Source organism: Paraferrimonas haliotis, assembly GCF_002282895.1.
Classification (GTDB): Bacteria; Pseudomonadota; Gammaproteobacteria; order Enterobacterales; family Shewanellaceae; genus Paraferrimonas; species Paraferrimonas haliotis.
Genome location: NZ_NRRB01000005.1, coordinates 101,983 through 117,707 on the forward strand (window position 1 = coordinate 101,983; position 15,725 = coordinate 117,707).

14 protein-coding genes and 1 riboswitch are annotated in these 15,725 nt (G+C 45.7%); of the genes, 11 read left to right on the top strand and 3 right to left on the bottom strand.

Going from position 1 to position 15,725, the window contains the following annotated elements; genetic code table 11:
- Window positions 1-12 precede the first annotated feature (12 nt).
- Window positions 13-3,714 (top strand): zinc-dependent metalloprotease, encoded by a 3,702-nt coding sequence (locus tag CLC91_RS11360; RefSeq protein ID WP_095498885.1) that lies wholly within the window; start codon window positions 13-15, stop codon window positions 3,712-3,714.
- A gap of 130 nt (window positions 3,715-3,844) precedes the next feature.
- Here the strand turns inward: CLC91_RS11360 and CLC91_RS11365 are convergent, their stop codons facing one another.
- Window positions 3,845-4,240, bottom strand: coding sequence for an H-NS histone family protein (locus CLC91_RS11365; protein WP_095498886.1), 396 nt, complete (start codon window positions 4,238-4,240; stop codon window positions 3,845-3,847).
- Window positions 4,241-4,579: 339 nt separating this feature from the next.
- Between CLC91_RS11365 and CLC91_RS11370 the strand changes: the two genes are divergently transcribed.
- From CLC91_RS11370 to CLC91_RS11415, 10 genes are all read left to right on the top strand, one after another.
- Window positions 4,580-5,332, top strand: coding sequence for an electron transfer flavoprotein subunit beta/FixA family protein (locus tag CLC91_RS11370; protein WP_095498887.1), 753 nt, complete (start codon window positions 4,580-4,582; stop codon window positions 5,330-5,332).
- Entirely contained in the window at window positions 5,329-6,255 is a 927-nt protein-coding gene (locus tag CLC91_RS11375) for an electron transfer flavoprotein subunit alpha/FixB family protein (protein WP_095500446.1), read from the top strand. The genes CLC91_RS11370 and CLC91_RS11375 overlap by 4 nt, the downstream gene beginning before the upstream one ends.
- 102 nt (window positions 6,256-6,357) lie before the next feature.
- Window positions 6,358-6,533, top strand: a riboswitch (Lysine riboswitch).
- A gap of 70 nt (window positions 6,534-6,603) precedes the next feature.
- The gene (locus CLC91_RS11380) at window positions 6,604-8,151 is read left to right on the top strand and encodes a Na+/H+ antiporter NhaC family protein (protein WP_095500447.1); all 1,548 of its coding nucleotides are present in this window, start codon (window positions 6,604-6,606) and stop codon (window positions 8,149-8,151) included.
- 88 nt (window positions 8,152-8,239) lie between these two features.
- Entirely contained in the window at window positions 8,240-8,827 is a 588-nt protein-coding gene (locus tag CLC91_RS11385) for a thymidine kinase (RefSeq protein WP_095498890.1), read from the top strand.
- Window positions 8,828-8,835: 8 nt separating this feature from the next.
- Complete coding sequence (locus CLC91_RS11390; protein ID WP_095498891.1) at window positions 8,836-9,333, top strand: DUF2919 family protein; 498 nt, start codon at window positions 8,836-8,838, stop codon at window positions 9,331-9,333.
- Window positions 9,323-10,138 carry an SDR family oxidoreductase gene (locus CLC91_RS11395; RefSeq protein WP_095500448.1) on the top strand — a complete coding sequence of 272 codons (816 nt, stop codon included), beginning with the start codon at window positions 9,323-9,325 and terminating at the stop codon, window positions 10,136-10,138. Before CLC91_RS11390 ends, CLC91_RS11395 begins: the two co-directional genes overlap by 11 nt.
- Before the next feature lie 18 nt (window positions 10,139-10,156).
- Window positions 10,157-10,765: a thiol:disulfide interchange protein DsbA/DsbL gene (locus CLC91_RS11400; RefSeq protein ID WP_095498893.1), complete on the top strand. Its 609-nt coding sequence runs from the start codon at window positions 10,157-10,159 to the stop codon at window positions 10,763-10,765.
- 28 nt (window positions 10,766-10,793) lie between these two features.
- A complete protein-coding gene (locus tag CLC91_RS11405; RefSeq protein WP_095498894.1) occupies window positions 10,794-11,939 on the top strand; it encodes a dicarboxylate/amino acid:cation symporter in 1,146 nt (381 codons plus the stop codon).
- A 217-nt stretch (window positions 11,940-12,156) separates the two neighbouring features.
- Window positions 12,157-12,423, top strand: a complete 267-nt coding sequence (locus tag CLC91_RS11410) for a DUF4212 domain-containing protein (RefSeq protein ID WP_095498895.1) — start codon at window positions 12,157-12,159, stop codon at window positions 12,421-12,423.
- 3 nt (window positions 12,424-12,426) lie between these two features.
- Entirely contained in the window at window positions 12,427-14,127 is a 1,701-nt protein-coding gene (locus CLC91_RS11415) for a sodium:solute symporter family protein (protein ID WP_095498896.1), read from the top strand.
- 63 nt (window positions 14,128-14,190) lie between these two features.
- Here the strand turns inward: CLC91_RS11415 and CLC91_RS11420 are convergent, their stop codons facing one another.
- Together CLC91_RS11420 and CLC91_RS11425 are read right to left on the bottom strand one after the other, a co-directional pair.
- A complete protein-coding gene (locus tag CLC91_RS11420; RefSeq protein ID WP_095498897.1) occupies window positions 14,191-15,339 on the bottom strand; it encodes an iron-containing alcohol dehydrogenase in 1,149 nt (382 codons plus the stop codon).
- Window positions 15,340-15,479: 140 nt separating this feature from the next.
- Complete coding sequence (locus CLC91_RS11425; protein WP_095498898.1) at window positions 15,480-15,716, bottom strand: hypothetical protein; 237 nt, start codon at window positions 15,714-15,716, stop codon at window positions 15,480-15,482.
- Window positions 15,717-15,725 lie beyond the last annotated feature (9 nt).

Here is a 15,725-nt window from a genome sequence, read left to right on the forward strand (position 1 = left end):
CCAGAGGTAACTATGTTTAAACGAACTCTTTTAGTCGCAGCCGTCGGTACGTTTGTACTAGCGGGTTGTGGCGTCGACGAGCCGTATAAGGAAGTTAAGCGCGACGAGAAAATGATCTCTGTTGCGGACTTTCAAAGTGCGACTACTACCCCTGCAGATGCTTCTGCTACGGGTGTAACCACAACGACTACCGGGGAAATAGCAGTAAAAGATCCGGAGCGTAAATTCCTAATGATTCGCAGTGTTGGTGAGACACCTCGCTATGCCGCGGCACTTAAAGGCTTCTTACAAGGGAACGAGAAAGTCGTTACCCTTCGCATGACTCAAAACGGCATTCAAGTTCGTCAGCTTGATAGCGACAACATTGGTTTGAATCATGATTCTCGTTATGACAACGAGTACAACATGGCTCCAGTATTAACCATTCCAGGTCAATACGTTGATTATCAGTGTTCTAAAGATAACTGGGGTGAGTGTACTAACCGTGAAGAAGAAGTGAATGATCGCGACGTTACTTGGGATCAAAAAAGCTATTTCATTCCTCAGTTCGAGCAAACTAAAATCGCTGAAGAAAGCTTCACCGATTTAATTACCTTTATGCAGTGTACCTCTGAAACTGAAGCACCTCGCTTAGTTCAAGACGGTAACTGGAAAGGTTATGAAATGGATCTTGAAAAGGGTGTTATCAACTTTGAAATTGAGCACACTTATCAAGCCACGCCAAGCTGTTTCGGTAAGTTCTATAACGGTAGCGTTGACAACTTGTCGTTCACTACTACTGAATACATCTCAATAGTAGCGCTAGACCAATTGGCGTCTGACAACTACGTAGAAATTCCTTACTCAGAAGACGAAAACGGTACGTTTGGCTTCTTCCGTAAACAACACAGCTACCGCGATGGTAACAATGCTGCTGACAGTGATGGCTTTGTTCGTTCATACCTAGAGCGCTTTAATCCTAAGCAAGACAGCATTACTTATTACTTAAGTAATAACTTCTATGAAGCAAAGAACTTGCCTTTCTTAGATGCAGCTAAGCAAAGTGTAGCTTTGATTAATGCTCAAAATGAGTGGGCTCAAACCGGTTTACCAACCATTAAGCTTGAGCAAGCTAATGACAAGCGTCACGGTGACCTTCGTTACAGCAACATCACTTTATTTGATGAGCCTCTAGATAATGGTTTAGCAGGCTACGGCCCATCTGCAGCTAACCCGCTAACCGGTGAAATTGTATCTGGCCGTGTAGACCAATACAGCGCTAACCTTGAGCAAGGTGCGGTGCGTTACTACCGTCGAGTGCAATTAGACTACAACCGCGGCATGCTTGACCCACAATCGGTTGAAGCATTAACAGGTGTTCCTTACACTGCGTCGCCTGAAGCCGTTAAGCTTGCAGAAACTGCTGCACAAAACCGTCCAGCAACCGTTGCGGCAGCTAAAGCGCAAAATAACAATGGCGATGACATGCTTGCTCAACCAATGCAGAATGAAGGTAAAGAATTGCCAGCGGCGACCTTACCAAGCATGCTTGATGAAGACTCATCATCTCTCGAGAAGTTGTTTGCTGACAATGAGAAAATTCAAGAGTTCTTCCACGAGCATAACGTAATGACCGTTGATACTGCTTATGGCCTAGCCGGTGGAGCCTTGCGTGAATTACCTAAGGGTTTGCAAGATCACCAAATCGATTGGACTGATGCTAACTTCTGGGTAGACGGTGTAGTTGGTGGAAAACTTAAAGACATCAAAGAGATGCCTGTTGATTTCCAACAAGACTTAGTCACTAAGCTAGCGGCACAAGCCTTCAGTGGTACCTTGACTCACGAACTTGGTCATAACTTTGGTTTACGCCATAACTTTGCCGGTAGCCGTGATATGGACAACTTCTTTAACGAAGACGAGTTGGCTCAATTAGACAAAGCCTTTGCTGCAGCGGGTTACCCTGATGTAACAGCTAAAGCAGACTTCTCTAGCCAAATGGACTACAACCTAGACCGTTTTGCTACTACATTCGAAGCTTATGACTTAGCGGCATTACGTTTCGGTTACGCTCGTAAAGTTGAAACTCAAGACGGTCAGTTGGTGTCATTAAAAGACCAAGACCAAAAGCGTCGTCAAGAGCTTGCGGCGGGTATCTTAAACGGTGAAACTCAATTCGGTGCGTTATACAACGTAGCGCGAGATAACAACCTACGTCGCTTCGGTTACTGTACCGATGGTCACGTGAGCCTTAACTCTAACTGTAACCGTTTTGACGCCGGTGTTACTAACGAAGACATTGAGAAAACCTATGTAGATGCCTATAACGACAGCTACTACACTCAAAATACTCGTTATGGTCGTCAAACCCTGTTTGAAGATCACGTGTTTAACTACACTCTTAATCGTATGAGAACTTTTAACAACATTCGCCAGTTTGTTGAAGACACGAGCTCTGTTAGTAACTTGTTTGATTTGAGTCATGCTGAACTTTGGCAGATGTGCGACTCTCGTCCAGAGTATTGGTTCTGTGCATCAAAGCGTGCAGTTGACTTAGCAGCGGATACTTTCCTAAAAGCTGCTGGTTTAGGGGATGCATACATTACTGTTCGCTATACGACCAATGATCGTGTCGACTATAAAGATAATTTAGGTAATGATGTTCATGTGGACGCAGGCACCTACTTGTTTACTAATACCTACTCGCTGGAAGAAGTTATTAATAAGATGTATCGGTTAAATGGCTCGAACTTAGATAAAGGATTTGCGCCAGGAGAATTGGTAACAAACTTAGAGAGTGACTCACAAAAAGCGATATTAGCTGAACTCTTGGTAAAAAGTAATTTGAAAGCTGAGTTTGCAGATAAGACAGACGTTGACATGACGTTTAATAATGGTCGACTGTTAAACGGTGTGAAAGCTCCAGAGTCTAATCCAAATCATCCGTACGTGAACGAACGTGATGTTTTAGGTATGTGGCCAGATAAGTTGTTGGCGGTTCGTAACTTGGTTACGCGAACTACTAATCGTCGTACTACTAGTCGTACTAACTATGCATTGGTGGATGACCCTAAAGTGGCGTATCAATTTAAGAACATGCTTTGTCGAATGACTATGGGTGCAACTGCTCAATATGAGCTCGGTGAGAATATTGATACTCTTAACTTTGGTATTACTCATCCCCAATTGCAGTCTTTAGTTAATAGCACAGCATTCACAAGTCCTTGTGGCGATGTTAATAACAAGTACTACAAAGATGGTAGTAAGTACTTTAAAGCTGATGTTGATTATGCAGACCAAGAAATTGAAGCTTTACCTGATTATCAAACAGCATTGGGACGCTATTTTGGTTTCCCTGTAAATGCCTATGAAATGAAAGGTAAAACTAATCTGCTTAAAATGGTATTGAAGCAAGTTCAATTGGCATCAGTTGACAGTGATACTGTGGGTGAGGAAAAAGCTCGAGTATGGCGAGAATTCGTCGGAATCCACTTAGACAATTCATATGTTGATTCTGTTGCGACAGTACAAGTTAACGGTAAAGTATACGCAGCAACAGCGGAAAATACGCTTGCACTGAACTTGATCAACCAAATTAAACAATTGGAAGATTTGAAGCAAAACTCGCCAGGATTAATGACGTATACATTGAATCGAGTACCAGTTCCTCAGTTGATTGAGGACACTATTGCTAGAGACAAGAGAGTATTGAGTTATCTACCTGTGCTTGATTAGCCATCACAATGAGATAAGCCTATAAAAGGCCTCACATAAACCAACCTCAAAGACGCTCATTAACATAGGTTAATGAGCGTCTTTTTTAGATCAATGTTATTTTTGAACAAAGAGTTTTCTTTAGTAATGCTTAGATTAAAAAGTCGTCTAACGATTTACCGGCGTCCAGTTGCTCTTTAAATACGTTAGGAGTACGACCTTGGCCAGTCCAAGTTACGCGCTCGCCGTTAACCTCAATGGCGTATTTGGCGGGTCTTGGCGCTCTTTTCTTTTTAGGCGTGTTGGCAACGACTTTGCCTTCGAGATCTTCAACTGACAGACCAATTTCTTCCATTTGTTGACGTATCGCTTCTATTTTCGCCAAACGCTCTTTCTGAGCTTCTAAGTTAGCGGCTTCTTCGATTTCTCGATCCGCAATAATTTTTTCTAGCTTAGTGGCTACATCCTGTAACTCTGCAACAGATAACTCTTTTGTTTGCGCTTTTAAACGACGTCCATGTGTCAATATATCGATAAAATCGGTCATGATGATTTCTTCCAAATTTTATTATTTATTTAGCGTAGATATTAGACAAGTTAGTAGAGCCCAACCAATAATTGGCTGGGTACTAGGGCTATATATTAGAAGCTGTTTTGCGTTGAGGCAAATATTGGTTTAAATAATGACTTTATTTAATTAACCGTTTGAAAATTTAATTAGCATAAATAGTTTTTCAAATATTGGAGAATATATTGATTATAGTGCACCTTATTGACGGGTTTTATGTAGGTTAAACGCGCGTTAAAAGTTACAGTTGACGTAAAGGTAAAGCGTGGGTAGAGTGGCCATTGAATACAAGTGAGCAGCTCATAACAAGGAATCTGCATGAAAGTTTTAGTTCCGGTTAAACGCGTTGTTGATGCTAACGTCAAGGTACGCGTAAACGCCGATGAGTCGGCGGTGGATACAGCCAACCTTAAAATGGCCATCAATCCGTTTTGTGAAATCGCGGTAGAAGAAGCGGTTCGCTTAAAAGAGGCGGGTGTCGCTGATGAAGTGGTTGTGGTCAGCATTGGCAGCAAAAATAGCCAAGAGCAACTGAGAACCGCCATGGCCTTAGGTGCAGACAGAGGCATTTTGGTGGAAACCGATGAGTCATTGTCTCCGCTAACGATTGCCAAAGCTCTAAAGGCTGTGAACGATAAAGAACAAGCTCAGCTGGTCATTTTAGGTAAGCAATCCATTGACGGTGACAATAATCAAACCGGACAAATGCTAGCGGCGCTTGCTGGGCTTGCTCAAGCAACCTTCGCCTCTAAACTTGAAGTTAATGGCGACAGCATTACGGTGACTCGAGAAGTTGATTTAGGCAGCCAAACCGTCACCTTACCGCTACCAGCTGTGGTGACGACAGATTTGCGTTTAAATGAGCCTCGTTATGCCAAATTGCCGAACATCATGAAAGCTAAACGTAAGCCACTTGATACCACCACCCTTGATGAGTTGGGTGTGGCGATTAAGCAGCACCAACAAGTGATCAGCGTTAAAGCGCCTGGCCAGCGTCAAGCGGGCATTATGGTGGAGTCTGTGTCTGAGTTAGTGGAAAAATTACGTAACGAAGCGAAGGTGATTGCATGAAAACCTTAATTATTGCCGAACACGTTAACGGCGAACTTAAAGCCGATACCGCAAAAGCGATTGCAGCGGCGCAGCCTCTGGGTGAATGCCATGTGTTGGTAGCTGGCGCGAATGTGAGTGAGGTGGCGTCACAAGCGGCTGCCATCAGTGGTGTTAGTAAAGTATTAACGCTTGAAGATAGCCAATTAGAGCATCAACTCGTTGAAGCTTTGACCGACTCCATCGTTGCACTTGGGCAAGGCTATACTCATCTTGTTGGTCTTGCTTCCAGTTTCGGTAAAGATCTCATGCCTCGAGTGGCTGCCTTATTAGATGTCGCGCAAGTATCAGACGTTATCTCAATCGAATCTGATGATACTTTTGTGCATCCTATCTACGCCGGCAACGCCTTGGAAACCGTTAAGTCATTGGATGATATTAAGGTGCTGACACTGCGGGCAAGTGCGTTTGATGCAGCGGCTAAAGGTGGTTCAGCCGAGATTGAAGCCGTATCCTTTGTCACTCCTAGCGTTACGAGCCAATACGTTGGTGAGCAAGTGTCGGAGTCGGAGCGACCTGAGCTGGGCAACGCAGCGGTTGTGGTATCCGGTGGTCGCGGCCTGGGCAGCGCTGACAATTTCGCCATCATTGAAGCGCTTGCCGATAAACTTGGTGGTGCTGTAGGCGCTTCACGAGCGGCAGTTGATGCGGGCTTTGTGGCCAATGAATTGCAGGTGGGGCAAACGGGTAAAATAGTAGCTCCTGAGCTTTATATTGCCGTAGGCTTGTCGGGCGCTATTCAGCATTTGGCGGGCATGAAGGACTCTAAAGTGATTGTTGCAATTAATAAAGACCCGGAAGCTCCGATTTTTCAGGTAGCTGACTACGGTCTGGAAGCGGACCTATTTGATGCTGTGCCAGAGTTAACAAAATTGCTCAATTAAGTTGCTATTGAAACTAATTCAGTGATCTCGATCAACCTAGGCGCTAAACAGGGTAGTATCTGTATTAGCGCCTATGTTTTTATAACCGTCTCGCATTATGCGAGCAGAAGTAGAGGTTGCATTAACTAAGAGTAGCAAGCGTTAGGGTGAGACCGATGACCGTTTGCCAAAGGAGTTAATGCCGAAATATCACTGGCACTCAAACCTTGATGTTGGGGCTGCGTCCGAATAGGGGCAGCACTGCCATAGTAAACTCACTATGGAGCGCTACTTTAATCGGTCATACTGCCACATCTCTTGCCGATTTTAGTACGCTCTATAAGTACAAAATTTAACTAAGACAAGACGATGACATTAACTAGCTACGCCGATTCGGCGCTTTCTGTACTACCTCCCTTATTGGCTATCGCCATGGCCGTCATTACTCGCAAAGTACTGCTATCTCTCGGCGTTGGCATCATACTTGGTGTGGCATTACTGACCAATTTCCAACCGGTCAATGGTGCTGAACATTTGGCGAAATCGGTGACCGGGTTGTTTTGGGATGACGGAGCAGTAAACTCGGATAACCTCTACATTCTTGGTTTTCTTATTTTTCTGGGTATGACTACCGCGCTCATCACGGTATCTGGCTCTGCTAAAGCCTTTGCTGAGTGGGCTCGTCAACGCATTCGCAACAAGCGTGATGCGAAACTGATGACCATCGCCTTGGGCATCGTGGTATTTATTGACGACTACTTTAATTCATTGGTGGTGGGTAGCGTCAGTCGTCCGATTACGGATCGTTACTACGTATCACGGGCAAAGCTTGCCTATATCCTAGACTCTACCGCCGCCCCGGTTTGCGTAATTTCTCCGGTTTCCAGCTGGGGTGCCTACATTATCGCAGTCATTGGGGGCTTATTAACGGCCCGTGGGTTCACTGAAACCAGCCATTTAATGACCTTCGTTGAAATGATTCCGATGAACTTCTATGCCATTTTCTCATTAGCGCTGTTATTCGCTGTGGCTTGGTTCAGCTTGGATGTGGGCCCTATGCAACAGCATGAAATCAAAGCGCAGAGAGGGGAGCTGTTTGATGCAGAGCGTGGCGATCCACCGGGTGCTAACTCTGAACTGGAAGAAGCGCAAACGGGCTCGGTCGCCGGCTTATTTATACCGATTGTTTCTCTCGTTGCCGCCACATTAGGCTTTATGATATACAGCGGTGCCGCTGAGCTTGAACAATTTAGTATCTTAGGAGCGTTTGAAAACACCAACGTTGGCTTTTCTTTGTTTTGGGGCTCGATTGTCGGTTTGTTGGTCACCTTAGTACTGAGTCTTAAGCAATCTTTAGAAACGCGTTTATTAGTGCAAGCCATCGTTGTGGGCGGTCGCTCAATGCTGCCAGCCATCTATATTTTGCTGTTCGCTTGGACGATTGGTGGCATTATTAAAGAGCTGGAAACCGGTTTGTTTATGGTGCATTTGCTGGGGGATAGCATTTCACCGGAATACTTACCTATGCTGCTGTTTATCTTGGCCGGCATTACCGCCTTCTCCACAGGAACCAGCTGGGGAACATTCGGTATTATGCTACCCATTGCAGCGGATATGGCCATGGGCACCGACACCAGCTTAATGCTGCCAATGTTGGCCAGTGTGCTAGCCGGTGCGGTGTTTGGGGACCACTGCTCTCCTATTTCAGATACCACCATTTTGTCGTCTACCGGGGCTGGTTGTCATCACATTGACCACGTGCTTACCCAATTGCCGTATGCGTTGATCGTCGCGGCCATTAGTATGGTGGGGTATTTAGTCTTAGGGTTAGGGCATTCGGTTATTATTGCTTTGATTACCTGCAGCGTGCTGTTGACCGCAGTGATCGCATTGCTAAAATATCGACAAGCTCGCTAGAAAGCGTTCAATACTGTGACTCGACGAGGCCCTATTTGGGCCTCGTTTTGCTAAACTGACGCCAGAATTAGAATAAGGAGTGCCAGAGTTGGCTCAGCTGTATTTTTATTACGCGGCAATGAATGCCGGTAAATCAACGTCTCTTTTGCAATCGGCATACAATTATCGTGAGCGAGGAATGCGGCCTTTAGTAATAACGGCATCCATTGATGATCGTTATGGCGTGGGTAAAATATCGTCGCGAATTGGCATTGAGTCAGAAGCCCACATTTTCTCAAGCAAAGATAATTTGCTGCAAATGATCAATCAGCATCATCAACAAGAAAAACTGCATTGTGTGCTGGTGGATGAATCTCAATTCTTATCTAAACAACAAGTCAGTCAGTTGGCAGAGGTTGTCGATATACTTGGCATTCCTGTGCTTTGCTATGGCTTGCGAACCGACTTTCAAGGTGAGCTGTTTCCTGGCAGTCAGTATCTACTGGCCTGGGCCGATAAATTGATTGAGCTAAAGACCATTTGCCACTGTGGTCGTAAAGCCATTATGGTGGTTCGTATGAATGAAGACGGCCAAGCAATTGCTGAGGGCGAGCAGGTACAAATTGGCGGAAACGACAGTTACGTTTCTATGTGCCGTCGTCATTATCGTGATTTAGTTTGGGACCGCGGCGACTAACGGTAGCGATGGATTTTTCCCAGATTCGACACATCGACGATAAAGGTCAAGTAAAGCCACCCAGTTGGCTTTACTGGATGCTATTGTGGTGGTCGAAAGCATGGTTAGTTTGGATTCTATCGTTAACTTATCGTCGCGATACCAGTTTGTTCATCAGCATTGTTTATCCCAGCCAAGAGCAATGGCAACAGGCACTGTTTGTGGGAATTGGCGCCATGCTGATGCTGCTGTTAATTACGTTTGAACGCCGGCGTTCACCGGCGGTTTTAATTCCTTTTGTTCATAAAGGCGTCGTCTTATTGTGGTTAGTACTGGCAATTAACGCTGTTTTCTGGCTGATATCTGTTGTTAAGACTCATGGAGAGTTTCATCTTGGTGTGGGGGTGGATGGCTTAGCCCTGCTTTGGAGCACTTTGTACGTGTATCGTTCGCGCCACCTTCCATGGTACTTCAAAGATTGGAAAGCCGATTCATCTACAACCAAGGAGACAACTCATGACCGCTAAGCGCGTTTCGATCATCAGCTGCGGCTGGTATGGCAAGGCACTGGCTAGCCACCTGCTCAGTAAGGGCTATCATGTGCAGGGCACTCGAACTACGGCCGCAGGTGTTGAAGAGCTCAATGATTTAGGGATCACAGGCCATGAATTAACCTTAGGTGCTCAGGTTCATTGCCATCATTTAGATGCACTGGTGGATTGTGATGTCTTAATTATCAACGTACCGCCTCGATTACGTGCGGGCCAAAACGACTACCTACAGAAAATGAATGCTTTGCTTGACGCCTGCAAACATCGAGTGTTCGAGCGAGTAATTTTCATAAGCTCTACCGGCGTTTACCCTGACACCTTAGACACAGCAACAGAAAACGAAGCCAGTGCTCACTCGAAAAGTTCAGAAGTCATGCTTGCGGCAGAATCTCTTTGGAAAGCATTTCCAAGTGTTGTACTTAGATTCAGCGGACTGATAGGCAACAGTCGCCACCCAGGCCGATTTTTAGCCGGACGAACACAGCTAACAGGAGCTAATTCACCGGTGAATTTGGTTCACATCGATGATTGCATCAACGCCACTGAATTTGTGTTAAATCATGCAAGCCCAGCTCCTTGCTACAACTTAACTACGCCGCACCACCCAACTAAGCAAGTGTTTTACAGCGAAGCCGCCAAGCAACTGAATCTAGAGCCACCTCAATTTGACGAACAATCTGCTCAACACCGGGGCAAAAGGGTAAGTGGTGCTCAAATTACTAAAGACGGTTATCAATACATCCACAATGATTTGCTTCAGCTTTTAGCAAGCTGGCGTTAACAGTAAAAAGGACAGACTATGTTAAGAGTGCTACTCATTTCCGTGTTATTAATGGTAACTGGGACAGTACAAGCTCTTCCAGAGCGCTTTATCGAAGGCCAAGACTATCAAGTTATTGCGCCTTATAAAGAAGCCAGCCCTAAGTCGGTAAGAGTCTTTTTCTCATATAATTGCCCCCATTGTTATCGGCACCAGCCATTGCTGGATAAGGTAGAGGCGACCTTAGCCGATAAGGTAGATTTTATATTAAACCCAGTAGGTGTTGGGCGTAAAAGTTGGACATTGAGTCAAATGGCATTCGTCATCGCCGAGCAAAGCAATCGAGTCGCTTTGATCCATCACGACCTGTTTAAACGCATTCACGAGCAAAGAAAACCCTTTCAAAACCTTGCCGAAGTGGGCGCATTTCTAGCGGCCTATGGCATCGATAACTCCGAATTCACAACGCAAAGCAATAGCGAACAGACGAAGTCGCGCATGAGCGAGTTGGATAATATGGCGCGTAAAGCCTCCATAAAAGGCGTACCGAACCTGGTGGTAAACGGCCACTATTTGGTGAATGCCAGCGTCAACGACCCAGAAAAATTGAGTGAGCTACTTATCTACTTAATTGATCTGGATAGCTAATCAATCACATTAACGAGCAGTCAATTTAATGAATCTTATTGTAAAACTTTTAGCCGGTATTGGCTCTGGTATTTTAGTGGGGCTTTTTGCTCCTGATTTCCTTATTCGAATCTTATTAACCGCACAAACCTTAATTGGCCAGTTGATTGGTTTTACCATTCCACTGATCATCTTCTTCTTCATTGGAAGCGGCATTGCTTCAATGCCAGCCAACGGAAAAGGGCTGCTGAGTAAAACCGTTGCGGTGGCTTATAGCTCCACCATCTTTGCTGGGTTGGTGGCTTTCTTTGTGGCCATTACTGCGGTTCCGAGCTTGACCACGGAGTTAACGGTTAATGACGCGCAACCTCATCAGCTGTCCAGTTTCATTGAAATTGATGTACCCGCCATTTTTGGGGTAATGAGTGCATTGGCGTTAGCATTTGTGTTTGGTATTGGCGCCAGTATTCTCAAGAAAACGGTACTCATTGATGCCCTTGAATCCGGTAAAGACGTCATTGATTTGCTGTTGCGGCGGGTAATTGTACCAATCTTGCCGCTGTACATTAGTGGTGTCTTTGCCGATATGGCAGCCTCTGGAACCGTATTCGATACCTTGCAAACCTTTGGTGTGGTGTTAATCATCGCCCTGATTTTGCACTGGGCGTACATATCACTGCTATACCTTGTTACTGGTTTAGCCAATGGTAAATCACCATTATCATTATTAAAAACCATGATGCCGGCCTATGTGACCGCCTTGGGTACTATGTCCAGTGCCGCCACCATTCCAGTGAGCTTACGCCAAGTTAAAGCCAATGGCGTGACCCCAGAAGTGGCCAACGTAACCGTGCCACTTTGTGCCTCAATTCATTTAGCAGGCTCGACCATTACCATCGTTACTTGCGCGATGGCTGTGATGCATTTGTCGCCTGAATTGTCGCTGCCAAGCTTTGCCGATGCATTGCCATTTATCATGATGTTAGGGATCGTAATGATTGCTGCACCTGGTGCTCCAGGCGGGGCGGTGATGTCGGCACTTGGGCTACTCAGCGGTATGATGGGCTTTGGCGAAGCCGCAGTAGGGCTGATGATCGCCTTGTATCTTGCTCAAGACAGTTTCGGTACCGCTTGCAACGTCACTTGTGACGGTGCTTTGTCTGTGTGGGTAGACCGCTGGAATCAACCTAACTAAAAGCTGCACAGCGGCTTATAAAGCCCCGTTAGACCTTGGTCTAACGGGGCTTTTTCTTTTAACTTAAAAATACGCCTTAAGTTACTGAAATTATTCAGAAAATAAATTAGACAATAAAGCGCCAAAATTCCTGTTTAGACTAAAGTCGTGCTTTAGTATTAGCGAAGTCTTGCTAACTTAGCTTTGATTATTACAAAAACATAGCGGGGATTTGCACATGGCATTCCAAAGTGATGACAAGGCTAAAGCTTACTGGAGTGAGAACATTCGGTTAGTGCTCAGTTTGCTGGCCGTCTGGTTTATCGTGTCGTTTTTATTCGGCATTGTGCTGGTGGAACCACTTAATGAAATCCGTTTCTTTGGATTTAAATTAGGTTTCTGGTTCGCTCAGCAAGGTTCCATTTACGTGTTTGTAGCGCTCATTTTTGTGTACGTATCAAAAATGAATTCGATTGACAAAAAATACGACGTACATGAGGACTAAGTCATGGATTTACAACTACTCACATTCATTATCGTTGGACTAACGTTTGCACTTTACATTGGTATCGCGATTTGGGCTCGTGCTGGATCTACTAATGAATTCTACGTAGCGGGTGGCGGAGTTCATCCCGTTGCTAACGGTATGGCAACGGCTGCGGATTGGATGTCAGCGGCGTCCTTTATTTCTATGGCGGGCCTGATTTCTTTCATGGGTTACGACGGCGGTGTATACCTAATGGGTTGGACCGGCGGTTACGTGTTATTGGCGTTGTGTTTGGCACCTTATTTACGAAAGTTCGGTAAGTTTACAGTACCAGACTTCATTGGTGACCGTTACTATTCGCAAACGGCTCGTACGGTAGCGGTTATTTGCGCCATTTTTGTTTGTTTCACCTATTGTGCCGGGCAAATGCGCGGTGTTGGTGTGGTGTTCTCTCGTTTCTTAGAAGTGGATGTGACCACCGGGGTCATCATTGGTATGGGCATCGTATTCTTCTACGCCGTGTTGGGTGGGATGAAAGGGATTACCTACACTCAAGTGGCTCAGTATTGCGTATTGATTACGGCGTATTTGGTTCCAGCCGTGTTCATTTCTATCATGATGACCAACAATCCAATTCCTCAGCTTGGCTTTGGTAGCACGGTCGCCGATGGCACCTACTTGCTGGATAAATTGGATGGACTGTCCACAGAGCTCGGGTTTGCCGCCTATACCGACGGTACTAAGTCCACCATTGATGTGTTCTTCATTACTGCCGCTTTGATGGTGGGTACTGCCGGTTTACCACACGTTATCGTGCGCTTTTTCACGGTACCTAAGGTTTCAGATGCTCGTTTGTCTGCCGGTTGGGCATTGATCTTTATTTCATTGCTTTATACCACAGCGCCTGCGGTTGCATCGTTTGCTCGTGTGAACATGATTGAGACGATTAACGGACCGGACATGCAAGGTGTGAACTATGCTGACGCGCCAACTTGGATCAAGAACTGGGAAGAAACCGGCTTGATCAAGTTTGATGACAAAAACGGCGATGGCAAAATGTTCTACTCAGGCGATGAGCGCAATGAAATGCACATTGACCGAGACATCATGGTATTGGCCAACCCAGAAATCGCCAACCTACCAGCTTGGGTTATTGCACTGGTAGCAGCCGGCGGTGTAGCAGCGGCCTTGTCGACTTCGGCGGGTTTGCTATTGGTAATCTCCACATCGGTGTCCCATGATTTGCTTAAACGTAATCTGATGCCAAACATTACCGATAAACAGGAGTTGTTGTATGCTCGGGTAGCCGCTGCTATCGCCATTGCGATTGCGGGGTACTTAGGCATTAATCCACCAGGCTTTGTGGCGCAGGTGGTCGCCTTTGCCTTCGGCTTAGCGGCGTCGTCCTTCTTCCCTGCGATTATTATGGGTATTTTCATGAAGTCGATGAATAAAGAAGGCGCTGTGAGTGGTATGGTTGCAGGTATCTTGTTTACCGCAGCCTATATTGTTTACTTTAAATTTGTAAACCCTGCGGCCAACTCGCCTGAAAACTGGTGGTTCGGTATCTCTCCAGAAGGCATTGGTACCTTAGGTATGCTGCTTAACTTCGTTGTTGCTATGGTAGTAGCAAAAGTGACCAGCGAAACGCCTAAAGAGGTTCAGGATATGGTTGAAAGCATTCGTTACCCTAAAGGTGCGGGTGAGGCCACACACCACTAAGCGAATCAACTAACCACTAAAAAGGGAGCGAAAGCTCCCTTTTTTATTGATAACAACGAACGCTTAAGCGATGGCATTCTCTAGGATTTGGCGCGAGTGATTTAAGGTGATGGCTTGAGATTCACCTAACGCTTTCATGCCGTGCAGCTCCAGTTGCTGAACCACATCGTCGATGGCTTGCTCGCGGGTGCCGTTGTATTGCGTAAGCGACGTAGCCACTTCAAGGCTGTGATAAAAAGCTTCAATGGCTGCAACGGTGCGCTCGGCGAGATCGGCGCTGTGCTCTAAGCCAAATACCTCGATTCCCATTTGTTCAAGCTTCGCTTGCTTAGTGGCCATTTGATTGCGCAACAATGACGGTTGAATAATTGCCAGCGAACGAGCGTGATCCACGCCATACAAGGCTGTTAACTCATGACCGATGGCGTGAGTCGCCCAATCCTGTGCCACGCCGGAGCCAATCAGGCCATTAAGCGCCTGATTCGCTGTCCACATTAGGTTGGCTCGCCAATCGTCGCTGTCACGCTTGTCAAAGTCCTGCGCTAAGCTTTTTAGAGACTTTAGTAAGGCTTCTGCATAACCATCCTGCACATAGGCTTTGCTAGTGTGGGTTAGGTATTGTTCACAGACGTGTACCCAAGCGTCCACAATGCCATTGATAAGCTGCCGGTCTGGCAAGGTTTTCATTACATCTGGATCCATTACCGCAAATTTAGGTTGCACGTATGGGCTTAGAAAAGCCAGCTTAGCTTTGGTAGCGCGCTTAGTTACCACAGAGCCGGAATTTGATTCAGAGCCGGTTGCTGGTAAGGTCAACACCGCTCCTAATGGAATGGCTTCGGTAATGGTGTGTTTATGTTCTAAAATGTCCCAACCGTCACCGTCATAACAGGCAGCTGCGGCCACGTATTTCGCACCATCGATGACCGAGCCGCCGCCAACGGCGAGAATATAATCCAGTTGCTGTTCTTTAACTAGGGCGACTGCCTTGTCTAAGGTTTCTACTGTTGGGTTTGGCTCGACGCCGGCAAATTCAGTCCATTGATGCTCTTGCAAGGCCTGCTCAACTTGGTCATAAACGCCGTTTCGCTTAATAGAACCGCCGCCATAAATGACCAGTACCTTGTGATGTTTTGCAATGTGATTGGTAACGGACGCAATTTGGCGCTGGCCAAACTCTATTACCGTGGGATTAACGTAGGAAAACTTCATGCTGCACTCCAAAAAAAGCCGACCTATCTTAGGTCTATACAAACTTGATAGATTGTACGCCAGTTTTTAAGATTTGGTGCAGGTGTTTGTGCAACTCTCGTAAAAAAAACGAGCAAAAATCGAGCAAAAGTTGGCTGGATTTAACCGCCATACAGGGTCAAATTAACAATTTGAACCAGAATCCCTACGAATAAAAACACGATGCCTAAGCGGAACAGCTTAAACTCTTCGATTTTCAAATCATTTAGTTTATTTACAAACACTTGCCATACGGCATGATAATTATTAGTTCGTCTTATGTATTTGACTAAAGCATAAATGACGAGCACAAGCCCTATGGTTAATAATAAGGTTTCTAAGTAGGGTAGGTAAGCCATGAGCAATCC